This window comes from Buchnera aphidicola (Macrosiphum gaurae), assembly GCF_005080965.1.
In the GTDB taxonomy this organism is placed as follows: Bacteria; Pseudomonadota; Gammaproteobacteria; order Enterobacterales; family Enterobacteriaceae; genus Buchnera; species Buchnera aphidicola_S.
Window position 1 is genome coordinate 561,462 of sequence record NZ_CP034867.1, and the last position, 23,093, is coordinate 584,554.

Sequence of the window (23,093 nt, forward strand, 5' to 3'; positions counted from 1 at the left end):
CTGCTCAAACCTTAATAGCTGGTTTAACGATAAGATCACTACCGGTAGAACCGGGAACAGCGCCTTTTACTAAAAGAAGATTTTTCTGTTCATTAATATATATTATATTTAAACTTTGTACGGTAACACGGTTATTTCCTAATTGTCCCGCCATTTTTTTACCTTTAAACACTCGACCGGGAGTTTGATTCTGACCAATCGAACCGGGTACTCTATGGGATAAAGAGTTTCCATGTGTTGCATCCTGAGTATGAAAATTCCAACGTTTGACTGTACCGCAAAAACCTTTTCCTTTAGAAAAACCTGTAACGTCAACTTTTTTTACATTCTTAAAAATATTAATTGTAATGCTTTGTCCAACTTTGAAAATTTCATTTTTATTAATTCTAAACTCCCATAAACCACGACCAGGAATTACACCAGATTTTAAAAAATGTCCTGCTTGTGGTTTTGTTAATCTATTTGTTTTTTTTATACCAGTTGTAACTTGAACAGCGCAATAGAGATCAGTATTTATACTTTTTACTTGTGTGATTCGGTTTTCTTTTAATTCAATTACTGTAACAGGAATTGAAGCTCCTTCTTTAGTAAAAATACGAGTCATTCCAATTTTTTTACCAACTAAACCAATCATTTATTCAATACCTTAATCATATCTATTATCTCATCAACCTAAACTAATTTGTACATCTACACCAGCAGCGAGATCTAATCGCATAAGTGCATCGACAGTTTTTTCAGTAGGTTCTACTATATCAATCAAACGCTTATGTGTACGAATTTCATATTGATCACGTGCGTCCTTATTTACATGTGGAGAAACTAAAATAGTAAAACGTTCTTTACGAGTTGGGAGAGGAATTGGTCCACGTACTTGTGCACCGGTTCTTTTTGCTGTTTCAACAATCTCTGTAGTTGATTGATCAATTAGTCTATGATCAAAAGCTTTTAAACGAATACGAATTCTTTGGTTCTGCATCAGACCAGAACTCCAATTATTTACACATTGAAAATTCACTCTGCTCTCAATAAAATTAGATTATTCAAGAGTAGATACAATTAATTGTTACTATATAACTCCTATATCAGGAGTATTTTAAAATATTTTAATATATATAAAATTAATATATATAATTTTTTTATAATATTAAAAATTAATTTTTAATATAAAATTCTACTAAAAGACAATAATCACTTATTTTAATTAAAATATAAGATCTAATCAAGAAAAGAGCATTTTATACTCTTTTCTTAATAAATTCAACTAGATGTCAGTACAAAAATATTTTAAATATAAAATTATTAAAGTAAAACTTTAGAAACGACACCTGCTCCAACAGTACGACCACCTTCACGTATAGCAAATCGTAATCCATCAGCCATTGCAATAGGATTAATTAAAGTAACAGTCATTTTTATATTATCTCCTGGCATAACCATTTCGACACCTTCTGGCAATTCAATAGAACCTGTTACATCAGTAGTTCTAAAATAAAACTGAGGACGATATCCTTTAAAAAATGGAGTATGACGCCCACCTTCTTCTTTGGATAAAACATAAACTTCAGACTCAAATGTTGTATGTGGATGAATACTACCTGGTTTAGCTAAAACTTGACCTCTTTCAATTTCATCACGCTTTGTACCACGAAGCAAAATACCTACGTTCTCTCCAGCACGACCTTCATCTAATAACTTTCTAAACATTTCTACGCCTGTACAAGTAGTTTTAGTTGTTTTTTTTATTCCTACAATTTCAACTTCCTCACCTACTTTAATTACACCTTTTTCTACTCGTCCAGTTACCACTGTACCTCTTCCTGATATAGAAAAAACATCTTCTATTGGTAATAAAAAAGGTTGATCTACTGCTCGTTTTGGTTCAGGAATATAACTATCTAAAAATTTAGATAAATCAATGATTTTTGACTCCCATTCAGGATCGCCTTCTAATGCTTTTAGAGCTGAACCACGAATAATAGGAGTATCATCTCCAGGAAAATCATATTGTGTTAATAAATCACGAACTTCCATTTCTACAAGTTCTAGTAGTTCTTCATCATCTACCATATCACACTTATTAAGAAATACAATAATATACGGAACACCGACTTGTCTTCCAAGCAAAATATGTTCACGAGTTTGAGGCATTGGCCCATCAGTGGCTGCTACAACTAAAATTGCTCCGTCCATTTGAGCTGCACCAGTGATCATGTTTTTTATATAATCAGCGTGACCTGGACAATCTACATGAGCATAATGTCTAAACTCAGTGTCATATTCTACATGAGAAGTATTAATTGTAATGCCTCTTGCTTTTTCTTCTGGTGCATTATCTATCTGATCAAAAGCACGTGCAGAACCACCAAATTTTTTAGATAAAACTGTGGTAATAGCTGCAGTTAAAGTGGTTTTTCCATGATCTACATGACCAATTGTACCTACATTTATATGAGGTTTTAAACGTTGAAATTTTTCTTTAGACATTCTTTTTTCCTTATATAAAATATCTATCATTATAAATAAAAATATTGTATACATTACAGAAGAAAACTTCTACTTTTCTCTTTTTTCAATGATTTCTTTAGAAATGTTAGATGGAGCTTCTACATATTTTAAGAATTCCATAGAATAAGAAGCTCGTCCTTGAGTTTGAGAACGTAAATCAGTAGCATAACCAAACATTTCAGATAAAGGAACACATGCGTTAATAATTTTACTAATAGATAAATCTTTCATACCTTCAATAATACCTCTCCGACGATTTAAATCACCTATAACATCGCCCATATAGTCATCTGGAGTTTCCACTTCAACTTTCATAATTGGTTCCAATAAAACCGGCCGTGCTTGTTTAAAACCAGTTTTAAATGCTGTAGAAGCAGCTAACTTGAAAGCTAATTCAGATGAATCAACATCATGATAAGAACCAAAATAAAGACGCACTCCAATATCTACTACAGGATAACCAGCTAAGGGGCCGCATTTTAATTGTTCTTGAATTCCTTTATCAACTGCTGAAATATATTCACCAGGTATAACCCCTCCTTTTATATCATTAATAAATAAATAACCTTTTCCTCCTGGATCTAATGGAAATAATTCTATTACTACATGACCATATTGACCTCTTCCACCTGATTGTTTGATATGTTTTCCTTCAATATCTTCAACTTTATCAAGAATGGTTTCACGGTACGCTACTTGAGGCTTTCCAATGTTTGCATCAACACTAAACTCTCGTTTCATACGATCAATAATAATTTCTAAATGCAACTCACCCATTCCAGAAATTATTGTTTGATTAGACTCTTGATCAGTTCTTACTCGAAATGAAGGGTCTTCTTTTGCTAATCTTCCTAATGCTAAACCCATTTTTTCTTGATCTACTTTAGTTTTCGGTTCTACAGAAATAGATATTACGGGCTCAGGAAACTCCATACGTTCTAATATAATAGGCTGATTTAAATCACATAAAGTATCTCCAGTAGTAACATCTTTCAAACCAATAGCAGCAGCTATATCACCTGCATATACTTCTTTTATTTCTTCTCTTTTATTCGCATGCATTTGAACAATTCTACCAAATCTTTCTCGCTGAGACTTTACAGAATTAAATACAGTATCTCCAGATTTTACTACTCCTGAATATACACGAAAAAAAGTTAAATTTCCCACGAATGGATCATTTGCAATTTTAAAAGCTAAAGCAGAAAAAGGAGCTTTATCATTTGAATTTCTAATAGCCGAGGTGTGTTCATTGTCATTCAAAATGCCTTTAATGTCTTGAATATCATTAGGAGCAGGTAAATATTCAACTATTGCATCTAATAAAGCTTGAACTCCTTTATTTTTAAAAGCTGATCCGCAAGTAATAAGTATAATTTCACTATTTAAGGCACGCTTTCGTAATGCAGACTTAATTTCACTTTCAGATAACTTGATTCCATTTAAATATTTCTCTAAAAGATCTTCATTAGATTCTACTGCAGACTCAATTAAGTTTTGATTCCATTTTTCTGCCAATTCAATCATTTCTGTAGGAATTTCATCATAAAAAAATGTTAAACCCTGATCAGATTCTTTCCAATGTACAGCTTTCATTTTAATTAAATCAACAACACCGACAAAAGTATCTTCTGAACCAATAGCTAATTGTAAAGGCACAGGATTAGCACCTAAACGTGTTTTAATTTGTCTTACTACTTTTAAAAAATTAGCTCCCATACGATCCATTTTATTTATAAATGCTATACGAGGAACATTATATTTATTTGCTTGACGCCATACAGTTTCCGACTGCGGTTGTACACCTCCAACAGCACAATAAACCATAACAGCACCATCTAGTACACGCATTGAACGTTCTACTTCAATAGTAAAATCAACGTGTCCGGGTGTATCGATAATGTTAATTCTGTGCGGTTTAAATTGTTTAGCCATTCCACTCCAAAACGTAGTAGTAGCAGCTGATGTAATAGTAATTCCTCTTTCTTGTTCTTGTTCCATCCAATCCATCGTAGCCGCGCCATCATGAACTTCGCCAATCTTATGATTGACTCCTGTATAAAACAAGATTCTTTCAGTCGTGGTTGTTTTACCAGCATCTATATGTGCACTAATTCCAATATTACGGTATCGAGAAATAGGTGTTGTACGAGACATTATCTTTCTCTCATTTTTTAAGTTTTAAAAAGTTAAAACTCATACGCCGAATTGAGATAATTATCTCAATATAATTTATAAGTAAAGCAAAAAAACTAAGACCTTGAAATATTACCAACGATAATGGGCAAAAGCTTTATTAGCTTCTGCCATTCGATGTACTTCTTCTCTTTTTTTAACTGCTGCACCTTTATTTTCTACAGCATCATAAAGTTCATTAGATAAACGCAAAGACATAGATTTATCAGTACGTTTACGTGCAGATTCTACAATCCAACGCATTGCTAAAGCATTACGTCTTACTGGACGAACTTCAACAGGTACCTGATATGTCGACCCACCAACTCGACGAGATTTCACCTCCACTGTTGGGCGTACATGTTCTAAAGCTATTTCAAATGCTTCTAATTCTTTTTTATCTATACGTTTAGATAAATTTTTTAAAGCAGTGTAAACAATAACTTCCGCAATAGATTTTTTACCATCTATCATAAGAATATTAATAAATTTAGCTAGTAATTCAGAAGAAAACTTTGGATCTGGTAAAATTTTTCGAGTGCTAATAATTCGACGACGTGGCATAGAAAGCTCCATTGAATTGCAAAAATTATTTAAATAATGCTTTTTTATGATTTTGGTTTTTTAACACCGTATTTAGAACGACCCTGTTTACGTTCTTTAACACCAGCACAATCTAATGAACCTCTAACAATATGATATCGCACTCCAGGCAAATCTTTAACACGACCACCTCGTATTAAAATAACAGAATGTTCTTGTAAATTATGACCTTCACCACCAATATAAGCAGTTACTTCAAAACCATTAGTTAATCTTACACGACATACTTTACGTAACGCTGAATTAGGTTTTTTAGGTGTAGTTGTATAGACTCTAGTACACACACCTCTTTTTTGGGGACTTTTTCCTAATGCAGGTACGTTGCTTTTAACAACTTTTCGTACACGAGGTTTACGGACCAATTGATTTACTGTGGCCATAAAAAACTCCTATCATTTCAATTGATGTTCTGAAAAATATCAAAATAATATAAATAAAAAACATTTTCTATTATCATGAAGAATTTTAGGATTGGATATTTAAATTAAATATAACTTAGTTTATTTTACCAAGTCATTTGTTTCTTATGTTTAAGTGTTAACGAAACAAAATGTATATAACTGATTAAAATAAATTTACTGGAAATGTTTTTTTCAATCCCTCGTGCATAAACATCTTCCTTTATAAGATGTAACTTGACTGAAGACATAATTATACTTTTTAAAAAAATATTATTTTTTAATCCAATTAACACACCATCTTGTAATGCCAAAAAATCATCGGATTTTTTTAACATATTTATAATAAGAGGAACATTAGTCTCAAAAGGAGATTTCATTAACGTATGTAACATATTGATAAACCTTAAAAATTAATAATTGCATCATATTCATCTAATTTTAAACGTAAAATATGTGAATCTAATATGTTTATCTTTAATATAAAATTATTATTATTATTTAATCCCCGTTCAATTAATGATGCTTTACAACAATAAAAATCTTTTATATTATAAAAAGATAGTATACGAAAAGAAGACGTATAATTACGAGCTAAAATATTCTCTACTTTATAACTTTTCATTAATTGCAAAACACCATCACCAATAAAAAATACACTTATTTTTTTCAAAAAGGATGAAACGCTAAAAATAGCGTCTAAACCTTCTCTACCGAAACTAGTTCCATGTGGAGCATGCGAAAAAACAAAAGCAACCATCTTCATTATGATAAATATACCAAATTAAAATTGTATTATGCGATCACATATTTTTATAGAATGAGCTAATTCCATTAAACCACTTAATTGAAAAAAACATGCTAAATTACCTTTTTTAACGTTTACATTTAATGTTTTTTCATCGGCTATCACACCTCTTCTTAGAGCAGCACTATTACAAACATATAATTTTACTTTATGTTTTTTATTTAGTCCTTGCCATGCTTCAATTAAGTTAAATTCATCAACTGCCGGTGTAGTCATACTATTAGCATTAAGTACTCCATCACAATAAAAAAAAATACTATATAATGTATGTTTTGTTTTTAGTAAAGATTTACAAAACAAAAAAGCAGTGCTTGAGTTTTGCGTTCCATAAGCTGCACCTGTTACTAATATTGTATAGTTCATGTATAAAACTTTATATTATAGTATTTTAAAAATGATGTTTAATCATCTCATGTTTTGAAAATTAGTAATGAATAAAAGAGTATACTATAGTCTATTAACTGCATCTAATAATTCTATATCAAAAATTAATGTTGAGTTGCTTGGAATACCATTAACTTCTTTTTTGCCATATGCTAAATTGGGTGGTATAACTAATTTTATTTTACCTCCTTTTTTTATATATTTTAAACCTTCTTGCCAACCTAATATAACATCTTTTAACATTAATGATATAGGTTGGCCTCTTCTATAAGAATTATCAAATTCTATACCGTTAATTAATGTACCTTTATAATGTACAGTAATTTTTGTATCATTTGTTAATGCCTCTCCTTCTCCTTCTCTTTCTACAAGATATAGAAGACCGCTAGAAGTTTTTTTTACACCTTTCATTTTAGAAAAATTTTCCATATATAATTTTCCTTGAATAAAATTTTCTTTCATATTTTTTTCAGATTGAATTTTTTTTGCATGTTTTAATTGCTCCTCTAGCTCTTCAAGAATTGAAGAAATTTCTTGATGTGAAAGCTTTAAATTACCAGAAATTGCATCTTGTATTCCTTTTAAAAGACTATTTTTGTCTAATTTAATCCCTATCTTTTTTTGTTTTTCAAAAGATTGATTAACATAATTACCTAATGAAACACCTAAAGCATAAGCTAATTTTTCATTTTTATTTTGAAGTGTATTATTTATTTTTGAATAAGATTGTAAATAGACATCAGATAAAGTTTCTGATACTGAAAACGATTTTGGAACATATAATATTATAAATAATAATATTATTCTTTTTAGAAGAAAAAAAATCATTTATGACTCCAAAAACATAAAATATTACATATTTTTCTTTTAATATATTTTTTCTGTGGTATATGTTTTAAATATTTTTTTAAATAGAAAAATAATAAAAATTAAATTTTTTCCATCTAAAAGAAATTAGATTAATAAATTCTATTCTTGTTTTAATAATTTTTTTTAAAAAAAAAGTTTTAATCAAAACTGTAGAATTAAAAAAATATTTTAACCGTTATGACGAGTATAAATCAAAGATAAGATTCACAAAAAGAATAATCTAGTAATCAGGTATAATTTAATTTCACTCAAAATAATAAAAATATACTAATTATTTTTAGTGACATAATAATTATGCGGACGTCTAGTTATAGAAATAGTATTAATTTTATAAGAGTTTTTTATATTTTAAATAAATATAATTTTGATAAATTATTCATATAAAATAAATTCTAATTTTTATAATAAACATTTTTCTAAAGCATGATAAAAACGTTTCATACCTTCAATAATATCACATTCTTTAATAACTAACGAAGGAGCTAGACGAATAACATTATTGCCAGCTGTAAGAAAAATAACACCTTCTAAAAATGAAAAATTTAATATTTTATTTATTTTATAAGAAATACTTGGTTTTAAAACGATACCTATTAAAAGTCCCTGACCTCTTATTTCCGTAAAAAATTTAAAGCGGTTGTTAATAATATTTAGTTCAGATATTATTCTCATAGACTTTCTTGTTACTCCAGATAATACTTTTTTAGTATTAACGATATCGATCACAGATTCTGCTACCGCACAAGCAAGAGGATTTCCACCATATGTAGTACCATGTATTCCAGGTGTTATTATAGATGCCACTTCATTTGTAGTTAACATGGCACTTATTGGAAAACCTCCACCTAAAGATTTTGCTAAAGTTAAAATATCAGGAGTAACACCATAATGTTCATAAGAAAACAATTTTCCGGTTCTACCTACTCCTGTTTGTATTTCATCAAAAATCAAAAGTGCATTATATTGATTACACAATTCTCGTAATTCTTGTATAAAATCAATTGTTGCAGGTATTATTCCACCTTCCCCTTGAATGAGTTCTACAACTATTGCACACGTATTATGATTAATAATATTTTTTACAGTATTAATATCATTAAATACAGCATGTATTATACCTAAAGGTTTGGGTCCAAAATTATCAGAATATTTTGATTGTCCACCGACAGAAACAGTAAATAATGTACGTCCATGAAATGAGTTATGAAAAGAAATAATTCTATTTTTTTTAGTATTATATATTTTATTAGAATAATAACGTGCTAACTTAAAAGCCGCTTCGTTAGCTTCTGCACCAGAATTAGCAAAAAAAACTCTTGATGCAAAACTAGACGCAACTAATTTTTTAGCTAATTTCAAAGCGGGTTCATTAGTAAAAATGTTACTAACGTGCCATAAAATTTTACTTTGATTTTTTAATGTTTTATTTAATAAAGGATGGCAATGTCCTAATGATGTAACGGCAATACCTCCAGAAAAATCAATGTATTCTTTACCTTCTTGATCCCAAATGCGGCTACCTTTTCCTTTTACAGGAACAAAAGAAGCGGGATTATAAATAGGTAAAATTAACTTGTCAAAAGTATCTCGTGTAATTAATGTTTTTTTTGATATCATTCAATTGCCTGAAATATATTTGTTATAATAAAAAAACTGCAAAAATTTTTTTTAACGAATAAAAAAATTCTAAAAAATGTATAAAACTTTTATAATAAAATATACATCATATTTTGTTAAAATTAAACTTATTTTATTTTAATCCTCAAAACGTTTATTATTTTTTTTAAAAAAATAAAATACAAGATACTATTTTGTAGTCTATACATTCTCAATTTAATTTTTACATAATATCGTGCGATATATTAAAAATATAAAAAAATACAATATTTTTGATTGCATTTTTAAAAAATACTTATAAAAAGGTAATAAAAATGAAAGATATTAATCGAATAGGACTTACATGGATTAGTTTTTTATCATATGCGTTTACCGGTGCACTAGTGGTTGTAACTGGTATGATTATGGGGAATATTTCTGATTATTTTCATTTATCTGTATCTCAGATGAGTAATACATTTACTTTTTTAAATGCAGGAATCTTAATATCAATTTTTATAAATTCTTGGCTAATAGAAATTATATCATTAAAAAAACAACTGCTCTTTGGATTCATACTTACTATTATAGCTATAACCGGTATAGTTTTCTCTAATAGTATATTTTTATTTTCAATAAATATGTTCATACTTGGATTAGTAAGTGGCATTACTATGTCGATTGGCACATTCATTATCACTCATCTATACTCAGGATCAAAAAGAGGTTCTCAATTATTATTAACCGACTCTTTTTTTAGTATGTCTGGTATGATTTTTCCTATTATTACAGCTTATCTTTTAGAAAAAAAATTTTTTTGGTATTGGATTTATGTATGCATAGGAGTAATCTATTTATTAATTTTTCTTTTGACAATAAATTTAAACTTTCTACAATTAAAAACTCATATAAAAAATATTAAAGAGATAAAAGAAAAATGGAACTGCAATGTATTTTTACTATCTATTGCAGCATTACTCTACATCTTGGGACAATTAGGATTTATTTCTTGGATCCCACAATATACTACTGAAATTATGAGTGTTGATATAAAAAAAACTGGTGGTTTAGTTAGTAGTTTTTGGATGTCTTATATGATTGGAATGTGGTTTTTTAGTTTTATAATTAAATTTTTTAATTTATATCGTATGTTTATATTTCTAACAAGCATTTCTACAACACTAATGTATTTTTTTATTCATAGTACAAATTTTTTAAATCAGCAATATATAATCATTAGTTTAGGTTTTTTCTCCAGCGCTATTTACACTATAATTATAACATTAGCGTCGTTACAGACAAAAAAACCTTCTCCAAAATTAATAAATTTTATTTTATTGTTTGGCACAATTGGAACCTTGCTTACATTTATTGTAACTGGTCCTATAGTAGAAAAAAAGGGATTGTATATTACTTTGATTAGTTCAAATATATTATATGCCATAGTTTTTTTTCTATCTATTTTAATTTATTTCAATCAAAAATATAAAATTATTAAATAAAGTTATTTATATATAAAATACAGTACATGCAAAAATAAACTAGAAAAAATTTCTGGTTTATTTAAAAAATGTGATCAATCCTAATTTATCATGTATATTTTTTAGAGTCTTTTCAGATTTTAACTGACATTTTATTGCTCCTTCGTAGGCAATTTTTTTTAAATACGATTCATCACAACGATAATTATTATAAGATTTTTGTAGTTTAAACAAAAATTTAGATAAAGAATCCGCAACAATATTTTTAAATTCTGAATACATTATACCCTCTAATTCTTTTAGTAAAACATTAATATCTTTATTAGTAATAGAAGAAAGAATCTCTAATAAATTTGAAATTCCTGGTTTTTTTTCTATATCATAATATATCTTAGATGGCATTTCTGAATCAGTAAAAGCATGTCGTATTTTTAATACAATATTTGGAATGTCATCTAGTAAAAAAATTACATTATTTTTATTAACATCAGATTTAGACATCTTTTTATGCGGTTCTAGTAAAGACATAATTTTAGAACCATATTGAGTAATTAATGGTTCAGGCAGTGTAAATATGTTTCCATATAAAGAATTAAAACGATTGGCTATATTCCGTGTCAATTCTACATGCTGTTTTTGATCTCTTCCTACCGGAACAAAATTAGTTTGATATAATAAAATGTCTGCAGCCATTAAAATAGGATAGTTAAATAAAGCTGCGCTTGTTCTTTTTGCGCAATTTTTTTCTATTTTTCTTTTTATTTTAAATTGTGTCATACGAAGTAATTCTGAAAATTGACTAAAACAATTTAAAATCCAATTTAATTGACTGTGTTGACAAACATGAGATTGAATAAAAATAATACTTTTATTTGGATCCACACCACAAGCTAAATAAAAAGATAGTGTGTCTAATATAGATTTTTTTAAATTAATTTTATTTTCTTGAACGGTTAATGCATGTAAGTCAGCAATACAATATAAACATTCGTAATCATCCTGCATTTTAGACCAATGGCGCATTGTACCTATATAGTTTCCAAGAGTTAAGTTTCCAGAAGGCTGTATAGCACTAAATAAAACAGGTTTAGAAAAAATCATTTCAGGTCCTAAATAAAATATTAATGTATAAATCTAGAATGAGCATGTTGTAGTTCTTTTCGAATTTTTTGAATCATAAGTTCATAATTAGAACATTCGAATAATCCAGATCCGATTACGAAAACATTTGCTCCTGAAAATGCGATTTCAGCAATATTATTTAATTTTACTCCACCATCTACTTCTAATAGAATATCAGGAAAATTAGCATCAATAATTTTTCTTACTTCACGCAATTTACTGAATGTAGATGGCAAAAAAGATTGATTTCCAAATCCGGGATTGACTGACATTAATAAAATTAAATCTAATTTTTCTAATGTATAATCAAGGAAATTCAGTGGTGTCGTTGGATTGAATGCTAATCCCGCTTTACATCCATGTTCTTTGATTAAGTGTAATGTTCGTTCGATATGAAGTGTTGCTTCTGGATGAAAAGTGATAAACGTTGCTCCTGCTTTAGCAAATTGAGGAATTAAATTATCTACTGGTTTTACCATTAAATGAACATCAATTGGTGCTGTAATACCGTAATTACGCAATGATTCTAAAATCATAGGACCCATAGTTAAATTAGGTACATAGTGATTATCCATAACATCAAAATGTATTAAATCACTTCCTGCATCTATTACTTTTTTTGCATCTTCTCCTAAACGTGCAAAATCAGCGGATAAAATGGATGGTGCTAAAAAAAATTTTTTCATCTCAATTTTCCTATCTTTAATGTAAACCAACTAATTATAGCATTAATTATATTACGCTAATAATTAATTAATTTTTTTTCGACTATTCGTAGTACAACTAATAGAACGTTTAAGATTCATAAAATATAAAAAAGCTTTTTGATATAATAAACGTGTCAATAAAACATTTTGATTCGATATTAGAAAAGGAATAGATTTTTTAAAAATAGATTCTATCTATAAGATATACTGATTTTTTATACTTATAAAAATCAAAATGATTTTAGTATCATATCTAGAAAAATTTATAATTTTAAATAGAGATCAATAAGGTGAATCACAATATACTATAGAATCAGCACTATTTTTTTTTAATGTAAAATTTTATAAGAAAAACATATGAAAATTGATTTTTGAGCATATTTAGAAAATTGATATAATTCTTTTCGTGGAAAATACAGTTTTTAATAGCTTCTAAAGGGAACATTAAACTCTTCTTTTAAATTATATCGATATAATTTATTATAGCAATGTCTGTTTTTAAATATAGAAAAATTAGTACTTTTTGATAATCATTAGAAATTTTATTAAATATGGTACGATGTCTAGAATAGAAATCTAATTTATTAGTCCAAGGAGTAAAAAAAATTGCACACATCATCAATAAAATACAAGAAACGGGTTTAACAAAATTAAGTCAATTAATGAGATCGCTATTGGTTGGTATCTACTAAAATATAACTGTAGTGTTTAGCATTTTAAAATACTGGCTCGGCACCTATAAAGGTTTAATTAAATATTTTCTTCCTAGAAGCATTTTAAGAATATACTCTAATACTAAATATTTTCTTTCTCCCCACTGTAAAAAAAAAACGTTTTTCCATAAAATATTTGTTTTTTGATTTCTTTTTATATTGCAATATTTTTTAAAATATTATTTTTACTCTAAATAGTTTTATTTTTATAATTTAAAATATATTAATTATAGAGTATTTTTTAAAAATTTTACTAAAAAATACGCGAATTTTGAAGAAATACTTCTTAATACTCAATATAACTTTTACATTTAAAATATAGAATATATAATGTCTTCTTAAAGAATAAAACTATAAGAGCAAAAAACAATAAAAAACTATATTATGATATATAAATAACTTTGATATTTTAGATAATGAAAAATTTATTGAGAATTTTTGATAGCAGTCAAAATAATATTTTTATCTATATTACTATAAATTTTTGCTTTTCCAATAGATGTTGGTAAAACTAATCTAATCTCACCTGAGATTACTTTTTTATCTCTCATCATATATGGAATATATGAAGCAGCAGACATATTTTTTGGTCCTTTAATAGGTAAACCAGTTCTTTTCAATAAAACAAGTATTCTTTTAAAATCTATTGTTTTTAAGTATCCTAGTAGTTCCGCTGTACGTGCAGCCATAACCATTCCTACTGATATAGCTTCACCGTGAAGCCAATTCCCATAACCTGCATGAACCTCAATCGCATGACCGTATGTGTGACCAAGATTTAATAATGCTCTAAAATTATTTTCTCTTTCGTCCAAAGAAATCAATTGTGATTTTAGTTCACAACATTTTTTTATGCAATAAGACATTGCTGAATGATTAAGCGATAAAATATCTTCAATATTTTCTTCTAACCAAGAAAAAAATATTTCATCAAAAACAATAGCATATTTAATTACTTCTGCCATACCAGATACTAATTCAGTATACGGCAGGGTTTTCAAACAATCAATATCAATAATTACAGAAGAAGGTTGCCAAAAAGAACCAATCATATTTTTACCAAGTAAATGATTAACTGCTGTTTTTCCACCAACAGAAGCATCAACTTGAGACAGAAGAGTAGTAGGTATTTGAATAAAACGTACACCTCTCTGATAAACAGAAGCAGCAAAACCAGCTAAATCACCTATTACACCTCCGCCCAATGCGATTAAAGTTGTATCACGGGCATGTTTTTTTTCTAATAAAGCAGAAATAATTAATTCCATTTCATTTAATGTTTTGTACTGTTCTCCATCCGATAAAATAACTTGATCTATTTTGATGCCAGATTTTCTTAAATGAAAAAAAACTTTATCTTTCAAAAGATTGGCTAGTGTTTTATTAGTTACTAGCATAGCTTGATCGCCTGGTTTCAAAGGCCAAAAAATGTTATCTTGTTGAATAATTCCGGACCCTATACTAATAGGATAACTACGTTCTCCTAGAACAACTTTTAATCGTTCCACAATTTTTAATACCTCATAAATTCTTTATTATCAATCTTTATTATATTTCTTCTAATAAACGAATTATATTAAAAGCTACAGATTTAGCACTTTGCTCATCAGTCTGAATTTTTATATCTGCAATTTCTTCATATAAAGGATTTCTTTCATAAGCTAGATTTTCTAATATAATACGATTTGAAGTAGAAACTTGTAATAATGGTCTTTTTTTATCTCTTTTGGTACGTGCTAATTGTTTTTCGATTGTTGTTTCTAAATAAACAACAATACCACGAGATGATAAAAAATTACGAGTTTCTTTAAACTTAACTGAACCTCCTCCTGTAGCGAGTACAATACCTTGTTTAATTGTTAACTCATCAATAATTTTTCGTTCTCTCAAACGAAAACCACTTTCGCCCTCTACATCAAACACCCAACTTATATCAGCACCAGTGCGCTTCTCAATTTCTTGATCAGAATCAAAAAATTCCATATTAAGTTGTTGAGACAATTGACGACCAATAGTACTTTTTCCAGCACCCATAGGTCCAACTAGAAAGATATTTCGTTTTTCTGCCATGTTTTTATTACTAAGATAATTCGTTAATAATACCAATGCTCAGCATATTTTGCTGGCAGGACATAAACACAAGTTGAAAATAGAATAAAATTAATTATTTTAAAATAAATTATAAATAATTTTAAAAAATAAAAATATTTTATAAATTAAAGAATAATATTTATAAAAATATTAATCAAATTATTCTAAGTTAACGATTGATACACATTTAAAAGATTTTTTATATTATTTTTTCATTAGTCTATTTAATCCTTTTAATTGAATACAGACAAAGCATAATTTTTTTAAAAAATACAAAATATATTCTATCAGAACCAGCATAATTTTTTCTATTTTTATTTTAAAAAAGATATTTTTTCTGTTTATATGAAAAATATTAAATATAATTTAATCCAAATATAATCTACAGAAGTAAAAACTTGACGTAGTTTATTTTTTTATATTAAAATATAAATATTAATTTTTCAGAATTTCTTTTTTTTTAAAAATGGTGAGATGTCCGAGAGGCTTAAGGAGCACGCCTGGAAAGCGTGTATATGGAAACGTATCAAGGGTTCGAATCCCTTTCTCACCAAAATAATATATTGTCTCCTTGAAAAAAATATTTTTTACAAAACAGACTCTAAAGCTAGTTCAATCATATCATTAAAACTCGATTCTCTTTCTGTTGATGAAAGAGACTCTTTTTTTACAATATGATCTGATACTGTACATATTGATAGTGCTTGTGCTTTTAATTCAGAGGCGACTCCATATATTCCCGCGGTCTCCATATCAACCCCAATAATGTTATATTTTTTTAAAATTTCAAGCATTTTATTATCATCATTATAAAAAGAATCTGTTGTAAAAAAATTACCAATAGAGATCTTAGTTCCCATTTTTTTTGCAACGGAAACTATATTATAAATCATATTAAAGTCTGCAATAGCGGAAAAATCATGATTGTTAAATCCTATTCTATTTACTTTTGAATCAGTAGAAGCACCCATACTAATTACTATATCACGTAACTTTATATCATCTCGTACAGCCCCACAAGTACCTATTCTAAGAATTTTTTTTACATTAAATTCAACAATCAATTCTCTTGTATAAAGAGAAGCTGATGGTATTCCAATGCCATGACTCATTATTGAAATTTTTCTATTTTTATAAAATCCAGTATAGGCGAGCATTAAACGAGTATTATTGACTTGAACATAATTATTCAAATATTTTTCAGCAATATATTTTGCTCGAACTGGATCTCCCGGCATAAGAACTACATCTGAAAAATCATTTTTTTTACTATTAATATGAGGAGTGGACACTAATTTTTCCTTTTTTTACATATAAAAATTACGACATAAATTTTTAAAGCATATTTTGACCATATTGCATTTCGGTTAATAGAAAATATTTTGCAATAGTTTGTCCTATGTCAGAAAAAGTTTTACGATGACCTAAATAACGTTTTTTTATGTTTGGTGAATAAATTAATATAGGAACATTTTCTCGAGTATGATCTGTACCCTTCCATGTCGGATCACATCCGTGATCTGCTGTTAAAATTAATAAATCATTTTTTTGAACTAAATTTATTATTTCGAATAATCTATAATCAAAAAATTCTAAACCTTTAGCATATCCAGAAACATCACGACGATGACCCCAACTGGAATCAAAATCTACTAAATTAGTAAAAATTATGGTATTGTCAACAGCTACTTTCATTTGATTAATTGTTGCATTACATAATTCATTAAGACCAGTAGATTTAATTTCCTTACTTATCCCTACTCCACCATAAATATCAGAAACTTTTCCAATAGCAACTACTTGCCCTGCTTTTTCATCTATTAATTTTTTAATAACTGTTGTAGAAAAAGGTTTAATTGAAAAATCACGTCTATTACCTGTGCGCTGAAAGTTTAATTTATTCTTACCAATAAAAGGTCTTGCAATAACTCTCGCAACTTTATATTTATGTTTATCTAAAATAGCACGAACAGTTTCACATAATTTATAAAGATTAAGCAAACCAAAAAAATCTTCATGACACGCTATTTGAAAAACAGAATCCGATGAAGTATACACAATAGGTTTTCTTGTTTTAATATGTTCTTCACCTAAACGATTTATAATATCAGTTCCTGATGCATGACAGTTTCCAATAAAACCTGTTACTTCTGATTTATTTATAATTTTTTCTAATAAATCATCAGGGATACTAGATTTTTTATTTTTAAAATAAAACCAATCATCTAAAACTGGCACTCCTGCAATTTCCCAGTGTCCTGAAGTAGTATCTTTTCCAGAAGAAATCTCACTAGCATAAGCATAACTAGCAATAATATTTAAACTATTTTTGAATCCTAAAGGATATTTTCCTGTAGATTCTTTGTATGCATTTATTATACCTAATCTTTCTAAATTAGGAATATATAGAGGACCTTTTCTTCCTTTATTTGCTTTATCTAAAAAACATTTTTCTACTATATGTCCAAATGTATCTGAACCAACGTCATTAAATTTTTCTGCATCAGGACTAGAACCTATTCCAAAAGAATCTAAAACAATTAAAAAAACACGTTTCATAATTAAAATTCCAAAAATTTATCAAAAAAATAATTTTTTTTTTGATTTTTTAAAATGTTACTGTTCTCGTATTTTATCAAAAAAAATATCAGAATTCTGAGTCATAACTACATCTAAATTAGCACTACTTGGTGCTAAATATATTAAACTATTAGAAGTGTCATATGCTAAATAATTACTATAATTTTTTTTAAACTTATCAATACTATGAAAATTTTTAGACCTAATCCAACGAGCAAGAATAATGTTAACCTTTTTGTATATTGCATCTATATTATACTCTACTCTTAAACGTTCAATAACAACATCGAATTGTAATATTCCAATAGCACCTAAAATTAAATTATTATTGAGAATAGGCCGAAATACTTGGACAGTTCCTTCTTCAGATAATTGCATCAAACCTTTTTTTAATTGTTTCCGTTTAAGAGGATTTTTCAAATAAATTAGACGAAAAATTTCTGGAGCAAAACTTGGTATTCCAATGAACTTAATTTCTTCACCTTCTGTAAAAGTATCTCCAATTTTAATTGTCCCATGATTATGAAGACCTATAACATCACCGGGATATGCTTTATTTACTGAAATTCTATCACCAGCTAAAAAAGTAAAAGCATCAGAGACAGTTATATTTTTTTTTACTCGCACATGTTTTAATTTCATTCCTTTTGTATATTGTCCTGAAACAATTCTCATAAATGCTATTCTATCACGGTGTTTTAAATCCATATTAGCTTGAATTTTAAATATAAAACCTGTAAATTTCTTTTCTTGAGGATATACTTTGCGTTTACTACTTTGACGATATAACGGACTAGGAGCCCATTTTATGAGACTATCTAATAAATGATCAATTCCAAAATTTCCAAGTGCACTACCAAAAAAAATAGGAGTGATAATCCCTCTTAAGAACTTTTCTTTATTAAATTTGGAATATATATTAATAATTAATTCTAATTCCTGATGAATAGATATAGCTATATCTGTTCCAATATATTCACTAACTAAGCTATTAGAAAAATCAGAAAAACTATATAAATTTAAAAATTTTTTTTCAAATAATTTATTTTTATATAAATAAACTATTTTATCATAAATCTGATAAATCCCTTTAAAATTTTTTCCACAACTTATAGGCCAATTAATAGGAATACAATTTAATTTTAATTCTTTCTCAATTTCATCTAGAATTTCTATTGGTTCTCGACTATCACGATCTAATTTATTGATAAAAGTAATAATAGGAGTATTATGAATACGTGTAACATCTATAAGTTTCTTAGTTCGTTCTTCTATACCTTTAGCAGCATCAATTACGACTAGACAACAATCTACAGCAGTCAGAATACGGTATGTATCTTCTGAAAAATCTTGATGACCAGGAGTGTCTAACAAATTCATTAAAATATTTTTATACGTAAACTGCATAACTGAAGTCGTTACAGAAATCCCACGTTCTTTCTCAATATTCATCCAATCTGATTTAGCATATTTTCCATTTCCTCTGCCTTTTATTGTCCCAGAAATACGGATTACTTTTCCAAGCAGTAACATTTTTTCGGTAATAGTAGTTTTTCCCGCATCAGGATGAGAAATAATTGCAAAAGTTCTTCTTTTGCTTAATTCCTTTTCATGATTTGAATTAAACATATATACACTCATTTAAAATACTTAATATTAAATACTTCTTATATCAAAATATCATACATAAAAAAATATTATTTAGTCTAATAAAATAAAGATCAAGGTCTGTTTTAAAGTTCTTATACTAAGTTACCTTGATTTATTTTATAAAAATAGTAAAATTATTTAATTTATTATAATATTAATTTTTTTAACATCTTATATATTAAAACTTAAAAACAAATCTAAACTGCATATTTTTTTAAATATAATCTTAAAAAATATAATCATTTTAAATAAATGAGAAAACGAGTTGTAGAATGAAGAAAAAATTTATATATATTGCATATACAGGCGGAACAATTGGTATGCAAAAATCAACACGTGGATATATTCCTATATCTGGACACCTTCAAAAACAACTTCTTAAAATGCCTGAATTTTATAGTGAAGAAATTCCAAATTTTATTATAAAAGAATACAACCCGTTAATCGATTCTTCTAATATGACACCAATAGAATGGCAAATAATTGCTAATGATATAGAAAAAAATTATGATAAATATGATGGTTTTGTTATTCTACATGGAACTGATACAATGGCATATACAGCTTCTGCTTTATCGTTTATATTAGAAAATCTAGAAAAACCAGTAATTATAACAGGTTCTCAAATTCCTTTATCAGAAATACGTTCTGATGGTCGTCAAAATCTATTAAACTCACTGCTCATGGCGGCAAATTATCCTATTAATGAAGTCACTTTGTTTTTTCATAATAAGCTTTACCGAGGAAATAGAACAACTAAATCACAGGCTAATAGTTTTGATGCTTTTTCTTCTCCTAATTTAAAACCATTATTAGAAGTGGGAGTAAATGTTCGTTGTTTTTATAAAGAAAAAATAAAAAAAAATAAAAAAAAATTAAAAGTTTATAAAATAGCACCACAGCCAATTAGTATAATTACTATTTACCCAGGAATCTGTAAAAAAATTATTCATAATTTCTTATTATATCCAGTTAAAGCGTTGATTTTATGTACGTACGGAGTAGGAAATGCACCTCAAAACCAAGATTTTTTAAAAGAATTACATCTTGCATATGAAAAAAAGCATATTGTTATTGTTAACTTAACACAATGTGCATCTGGAGGAGTCGATATGAACGGATATGCTACCGGTAGTTCACTTATAAACGTCGGAGTTATTAGTGGTTATGATTTAACAATAGAATCCGCTTTAACTAAGTTGCATTTTTTATTAAGTCAAAATATTTCAAAAGAAAAAATTCGATTTCAAATGCAAAACAACTTACGTGGCGAATTAACGGAACCCGTTAAATAGTTCAAAAATATTATTTAATAATATAAAACCTCAATAAAAAGAATGTTTTCCATGTAAATGATCTGTGTCATCACATACTTTTTTTATTTCAGAAAAAGAAGCTAATAATCTTTTTTCAACTGTTTCTTTTAAAGTTAATCCAATCATTGAACATCCATTACAACCTCCACTAAATTGTATTGTAGCAATTCCGTCTTGGTTTATTTGAATTAAGTTAACTTGTCCTCCATGCATTGATAATTGGGGGTTAATTTCTACATTTAAAAAATGTTTTACTGCCTCTTCTAACGAAGAAGATGTTTTTTTAGAAAAATTATTCTTAGCATATGGTGCTTTTAATGTTAATTGCGAACCAAGTTTATCGACTATAAGATCAATTTCCGAGTTTTTTAAATAAGAAAGAATATTTTTATTAACATAAACGAAAAATTTTTCATATTTTAATTGAATATCTGATTTTTCTACCTCATTTTCTGGACAAAATGAAACACCGCATTCTGCACTAGGAGTACCTGGATTAACAATAAAAATCCGTATTTGAGTTCCATTAGGTTCATTTAATAAAAGCTTTGTAAAATGTTCTTGTGCATTTTGAGAAATATTAATCATGAGAGTTATTCAAAATAAATGTTTATTCCATAAATAATATCATTAATTTATTAAAAGAAAAATAATATTGTTGAATATTGAAAAATATTTTCTTAAAAAATAGGAAAATAATTATAAAAATGGATAAAAAATTCAAATATTAAACTGTAATATGACAAAAAATTTTATTTGTATAAACTAGTCTATAAGTGAAATAGTTGCTAGTTATTTTGTGTTATCTTATCTTAGAGATATCTTAACTAAAAATATTTTATCTATAATTAGCCTTTCTTCTGCATATTTTATACAAAAAGATATAGTATACTATGTATGTATTAAAAAAATATAATATTATCAAACAATAATTAAATTTTTAAATTTAAAAAATATAAGTTTTGTAAAATATCCTCAAAAATATAAATATATTAAAATAATATTATCTATTCAATCTATACTAAGATTAAAAATATTAAAAAGTAGTTTAGAAATAATTTTTTCAATTGATTTACTTTTAGATACTGCTTTTATTGAAGTACCTATTTTGAGAATATATAGTGCACTAAATAATTTAGTTCCTAAAAAAATACCTGATATACTTAATAAAAATGAAAAAAAATAATTCATTTATTATAGAAAAAGCAACTTATACTCTTTTATTTTCATATAAAAACGTGTTTTATTCTAGCTTGTTAAATTTTTAAAATATCTATAAATTTAAAGAAAAAATTTGCCCCAAAAAGTTGGGGCTTTGATTTATTACCTATTTAAAATATTTATACTAAAAAGGAATTTCATCATCGAAATCTATTTCCGAATCAGAATGAATTAACTCTTTACTAGATTTATGTGTTTCTATATTTTTATCAAAGTCCACTTTATCTATTTTTTTTGTTTGGACTGTAGCATTTTTATTATCATGTATTGAGATTGTCTGTAAGTTAGAATTACGATTGCCTAACATTTGCATTGTACCACCAATATTTACAATAATTTCTGTGGTATAACGTTCAAGTCCATTTTGATCTTGCCATTTTCTAGTTTGCAATGATCCTTCGATATATACTTGAGAACCTTTTCGAAGATATTCACCGGCAATTTCTGCTAATTTTCCAAATAAAACTATTCGATGCCATTCTGTTTTTTCTTTGTTTTCACCAGTGTTTTTATCTTTCCAATTCTCTGAAGTAGCTAATGTCATATTGACTACTGCATTCCCATTTGGCATATAACGAACTTCAGGATCTTGTCCTAAATGTCCGATAAGAATAACTTTATTTACACCTCTACTGGCCATAATAAAACTCCATTTTTTAAATTTGATTAAAAAACATTCAAGTGTATTAATTGAAATTATACATGTTAAATATTTTATTTAGTATAATCAAATCTATAAAAATGCTATATTATTTTCAGAACTTTTTAAATATGTGAAATATTAATTTCTTTTTATTTCTTATCATTAACATAAAAAATGTTTTTATTTTCATATTATCAACTGGAAATTATTATTTATTTCAAAAAATA

General features: G+C 27.1%; 23 protein-coding genes and 1 tRNA gene. 3 read left to right on the forward strand and 21 right to left on the reverse strand.

Annotated elements, in window-relative coordinates:
• Positions 1-4: 4 nt before the first annotated feature.
• The 11 genes from rplC to D9V72_RS02710 form a co-directional block, all read right to left on the reverse strand.
• Positions 5-634, reverse strand: a complete 630-nt coding sequence (gene rplC / locus D9V72_RS02660; RefSeq protein ID WP_158355261.1) for a 50S ribosomal protein L3 — start codon at positions 632-634, stop codon at positions 5-7.
• A 33-nt stretch (positions 635-667) separates the two neighbouring features.
• Entirely contained in the window at positions 668-979 is a 312-nt protein-coding gene (rpsJ, locus tag D9V72_RS02665; protein WP_009874476.1) for a 30S ribosomal protein S10, read from the reverse strand.
• 323 nt (positions 980-1,302) lie between these two features.
• Entirely contained in the window at positions 1,303-2,487 is a 1,185-nt protein-coding gene (gene tuf / locus D9V72_RS02670) for an elongation factor Tu (protein ID WP_158355263.1), read from the reverse strand.
• Positions 2,488-2,556: 69 nt separating this feature from the next.
• Complete coding sequence (fusA, locus tag D9V72_RS02675) at positions 2,557-4,665, reverse strand: elongation factor G (protein WP_158355265.1); 2,109 nt, start codon at positions 4,663-4,665, stop codon at positions 2,557-2,559.
• 111 nt (positions 4,666-4,776) lie between these two features.
• Entirely contained in the window at positions 4,777-5,247 is a 471-nt protein-coding gene (gene rpsG, locus D9V72_RS02680; RefSeq protein WP_158355267.1) for a 30S ribosomal protein S7, read from the reverse strand.
• Between the two features lie 44 nt (positions 5,248-5,291).
• The gene (gene rpsL / locus D9V72_RS02685) at positions 5,292-5,666 is read right to left on the reverse strand and encodes a 30S ribosomal protein S12 (RefSeq protein WP_158355269.1); all 375 of its coding nucleotides are present in this window, start codon (positions 5,664-5,666) and stop codon (positions 5,292-5,294) included.
• 125 nt (positions 5,667-5,791) lie between these two features.
• Entirely contained in the window at positions 5,792-6,079 is a 288-nt protein-coding gene (gene tusB / locus D9V72_RS02690; RefSeq protein ID WP_158355271.1) for a sulfurtransferase complex subunit TusB, read from the reverse strand.
• A gap of 11 nt (positions 6,080-6,090) precedes the next feature.
• Positions 6,091-6,450: a sulfurtransferase complex subunit TusC gene (gene tusC, locus D9V72_RS02695; protein WP_158355273.1), complete on the reverse strand. Its 360-nt coding sequence runs from the start codon at positions 6,448-6,450 to the stop codon at positions 6,091-6,093.
• A gap of 18 nt (positions 6,451-6,468) precedes the next feature.
• The gene (tusD, locus tag D9V72_RS02700) at positions 6,469-6,855 is read right to left on the reverse strand and encodes a sulfurtransferase complex subunit TusD (protein ID WP_158355275.1); all 387 of its coding nucleotides are present in this window, start codon (positions 6,853-6,855) and stop codon (positions 6,469-6,471) included.
• Between the two features lie 84 nt (positions 6,856-6,939).
• On the reverse strand, positions 6,940-7,704 hold the full coding sequence (fkpA, locus tag D9V72_RS02705; RefSeq protein ID WP_187308301.1) for an FKBP-type peptidyl-prolyl cis-trans isomerase: 765 nt from the start codon (positions 7,702-7,704) through the stop codon (positions 6,940-6,942).
• 441 nt (positions 7,705-8,145) lie between these two features.
• Positions 8,146-9,363, reverse strand: coding sequence for an aspartate aminotransferase family protein (locus tag D9V72_RS02710; protein ID WP_158355277.1), 1,218 nt, complete (start codon positions 9,361-9,363; stop codon positions 8,146-8,148).
• A 314-nt stretch (positions 9,364-9,677) separates the two neighbouring features.
• Here D9V72_RS02710 and tsgA point away from each other — a divergent pair, with 314 nt between their 5' ends.
• On the forward strand, positions 9,678-10,844 hold the full coding sequence (gene tsgA, locus D9V72_RS02715) for an MFS transporter TsgA (protein ID WP_158355279.1): 1,167 nt from the start codon (positions 9,678-9,680) through the stop codon (positions 10,842-10,844).
• Positions 10,845-10,901: 57 nt separating this feature from the next.
• Here tsgA and trpS read toward each other — a convergent pair whose 3' ends face one another.
• The 5 genes from trpS to aroK all read right to left on the reverse strand — a co-directional run bounded on the left by trpS (position 10,902) and on the right by aroK (position 15,435).
• The gene (trpS, locus tag D9V72_RS02720) at positions 10,902-11,924 is read right to left on the reverse strand and encodes a tryptophan--tRNA ligase (protein WP_158355281.1); all 1,023 of its coding nucleotides are present in this window, start codon (positions 11,922-11,924) and stop codon (positions 10,902-10,904) included.
• Between the two features lie 20 nt (positions 11,925-11,944).
• Positions 11,945-12,631: a ribulose-phosphate 3-epimerase gene (gene rpe / locus D9V72_RS02725; protein WP_158355283.1), complete on the reverse strand. Its 687-nt coding sequence runs from the start codon at positions 12,629-12,631 to the stop codon at positions 11,945-11,947.
• Between the two features lie 443 nt (positions 12,632-13,074).
• Complete coding sequence (locus D9V72_RS03215) at positions 13,075-13,158, reverse strand: DNA adenine methylase (protein WP_158355442.1); 84 nt, start codon at positions 13,156-13,158, stop codon at positions 13,075-13,077.
• 632 nt (positions 13,159-13,790) lie between these two features.
• Entirely contained in the window at positions 13,791-14,873 is a 1,083-nt protein-coding gene (aroB, locus tag D9V72_RS02735; protein WP_187308302.1) for a 3-dehydroquinate synthase, read from the reverse strand.
• A gap of 40 nt (positions 14,874-14,913) precedes the next feature.
• Positions 14,914-15,435: a shikimate kinase AroK gene (aroK, locus tag D9V72_RS02740; protein ID WP_158355287.1), complete on the reverse strand. Its 522-nt coding sequence runs from the start codon at positions 15,433-15,435 to the stop codon at positions 14,914-14,916.
• A 489-nt stretch (positions 15,436-15,924) separates the two neighbouring features.
• Between aroK and D9V72_RS02745 the strand changes: the two genes are divergently transcribed.
• Positions 15,925-16,009: transfer RNA gene (locus tag D9V72_RS02745), tRNA-Ser, on the forward strand.
• Between the two features lie 34 nt (positions 16,010-16,043).
• Here the strand turns inward: D9V72_RS02745 and deoD are convergent.
• Genes deoD through D9V72_RS02760 form a run of 3 tightly spaced genes read right to left on the reverse strand, consistent with a single transcriptional unit; the run spans position 16,044 to position 19,665 of the window.
• Positions 16,044-16,748 carry a purine-nucleoside phosphorylase gene (gene deoD, locus D9V72_RS02750; protein ID WP_158355289.1) on the reverse strand — a complete coding sequence of 235 codons (705 nt, stop codon included), beginning with the start codon at positions 16,746-16,748 and terminating at the stop codon, positions 16,044-16,046.
• 43 nt (positions 16,749-16,791) lie between these two features.
• A complete protein-coding gene (locus D9V72_RS02755; RefSeq protein WP_158355292.1) occupies positions 16,792-18,015 on the reverse strand; it encodes a phosphopentomutase in 1,224 nt (407 codons plus the stop codon).
• A 57-nt stretch (positions 18,016-18,072) separates the two neighbouring features.
• Positions 18,073-19,665, reverse strand: a complete 1,593-nt coding sequence (locus tag D9V72_RS02760) for a peptide chain release factor 3 (protein WP_158355294.1) — start codon at positions 19,663-19,665, stop codon at positions 18,073-18,075.
• 293 nt (positions 19,666-19,958) lie between these two features.
• Between D9V72_RS02760 and ansA the strand changes: the two genes are divergently transcribed.
• Complete coding sequence (gene ansA, locus D9V72_RS02765) at positions 19,959-20,981, forward strand: asparaginase (protein ID WP_158355296.1); 1,023 nt, start codon at positions 19,959-19,961, stop codon at positions 20,979-20,981.
• Positions 20,982-21,011: 30 nt separating this feature from the next.
• Here ansA and D9V72_RS02770 read toward each other — a convergent pair whose 3' ends face one another.
• Positions 21,012-21,590 (reverse strand): NfuA family Fe-S biogenesis protein, encoded by a 579-nt coding sequence (locus D9V72_RS02770; protein ID WP_158355298.1) that lies wholly within the window; start codon positions 21,588-21,590, stop codon positions 21,012-21,014.
• 757 nt (positions 21,591-22,347) lie between these two features.
• Positions 22,348-22,863 (reverse strand): single-stranded DNA-binding protein, encoded by a 516-nt coding sequence (locus D9V72_RS02775; RefSeq protein ID WP_158355300.1) that lies wholly within the window; start codon positions 22,861-22,863, stop codon positions 22,348-22,350.
• Positions 22,864-23,093: the final 230 nt, after the last annotated feature.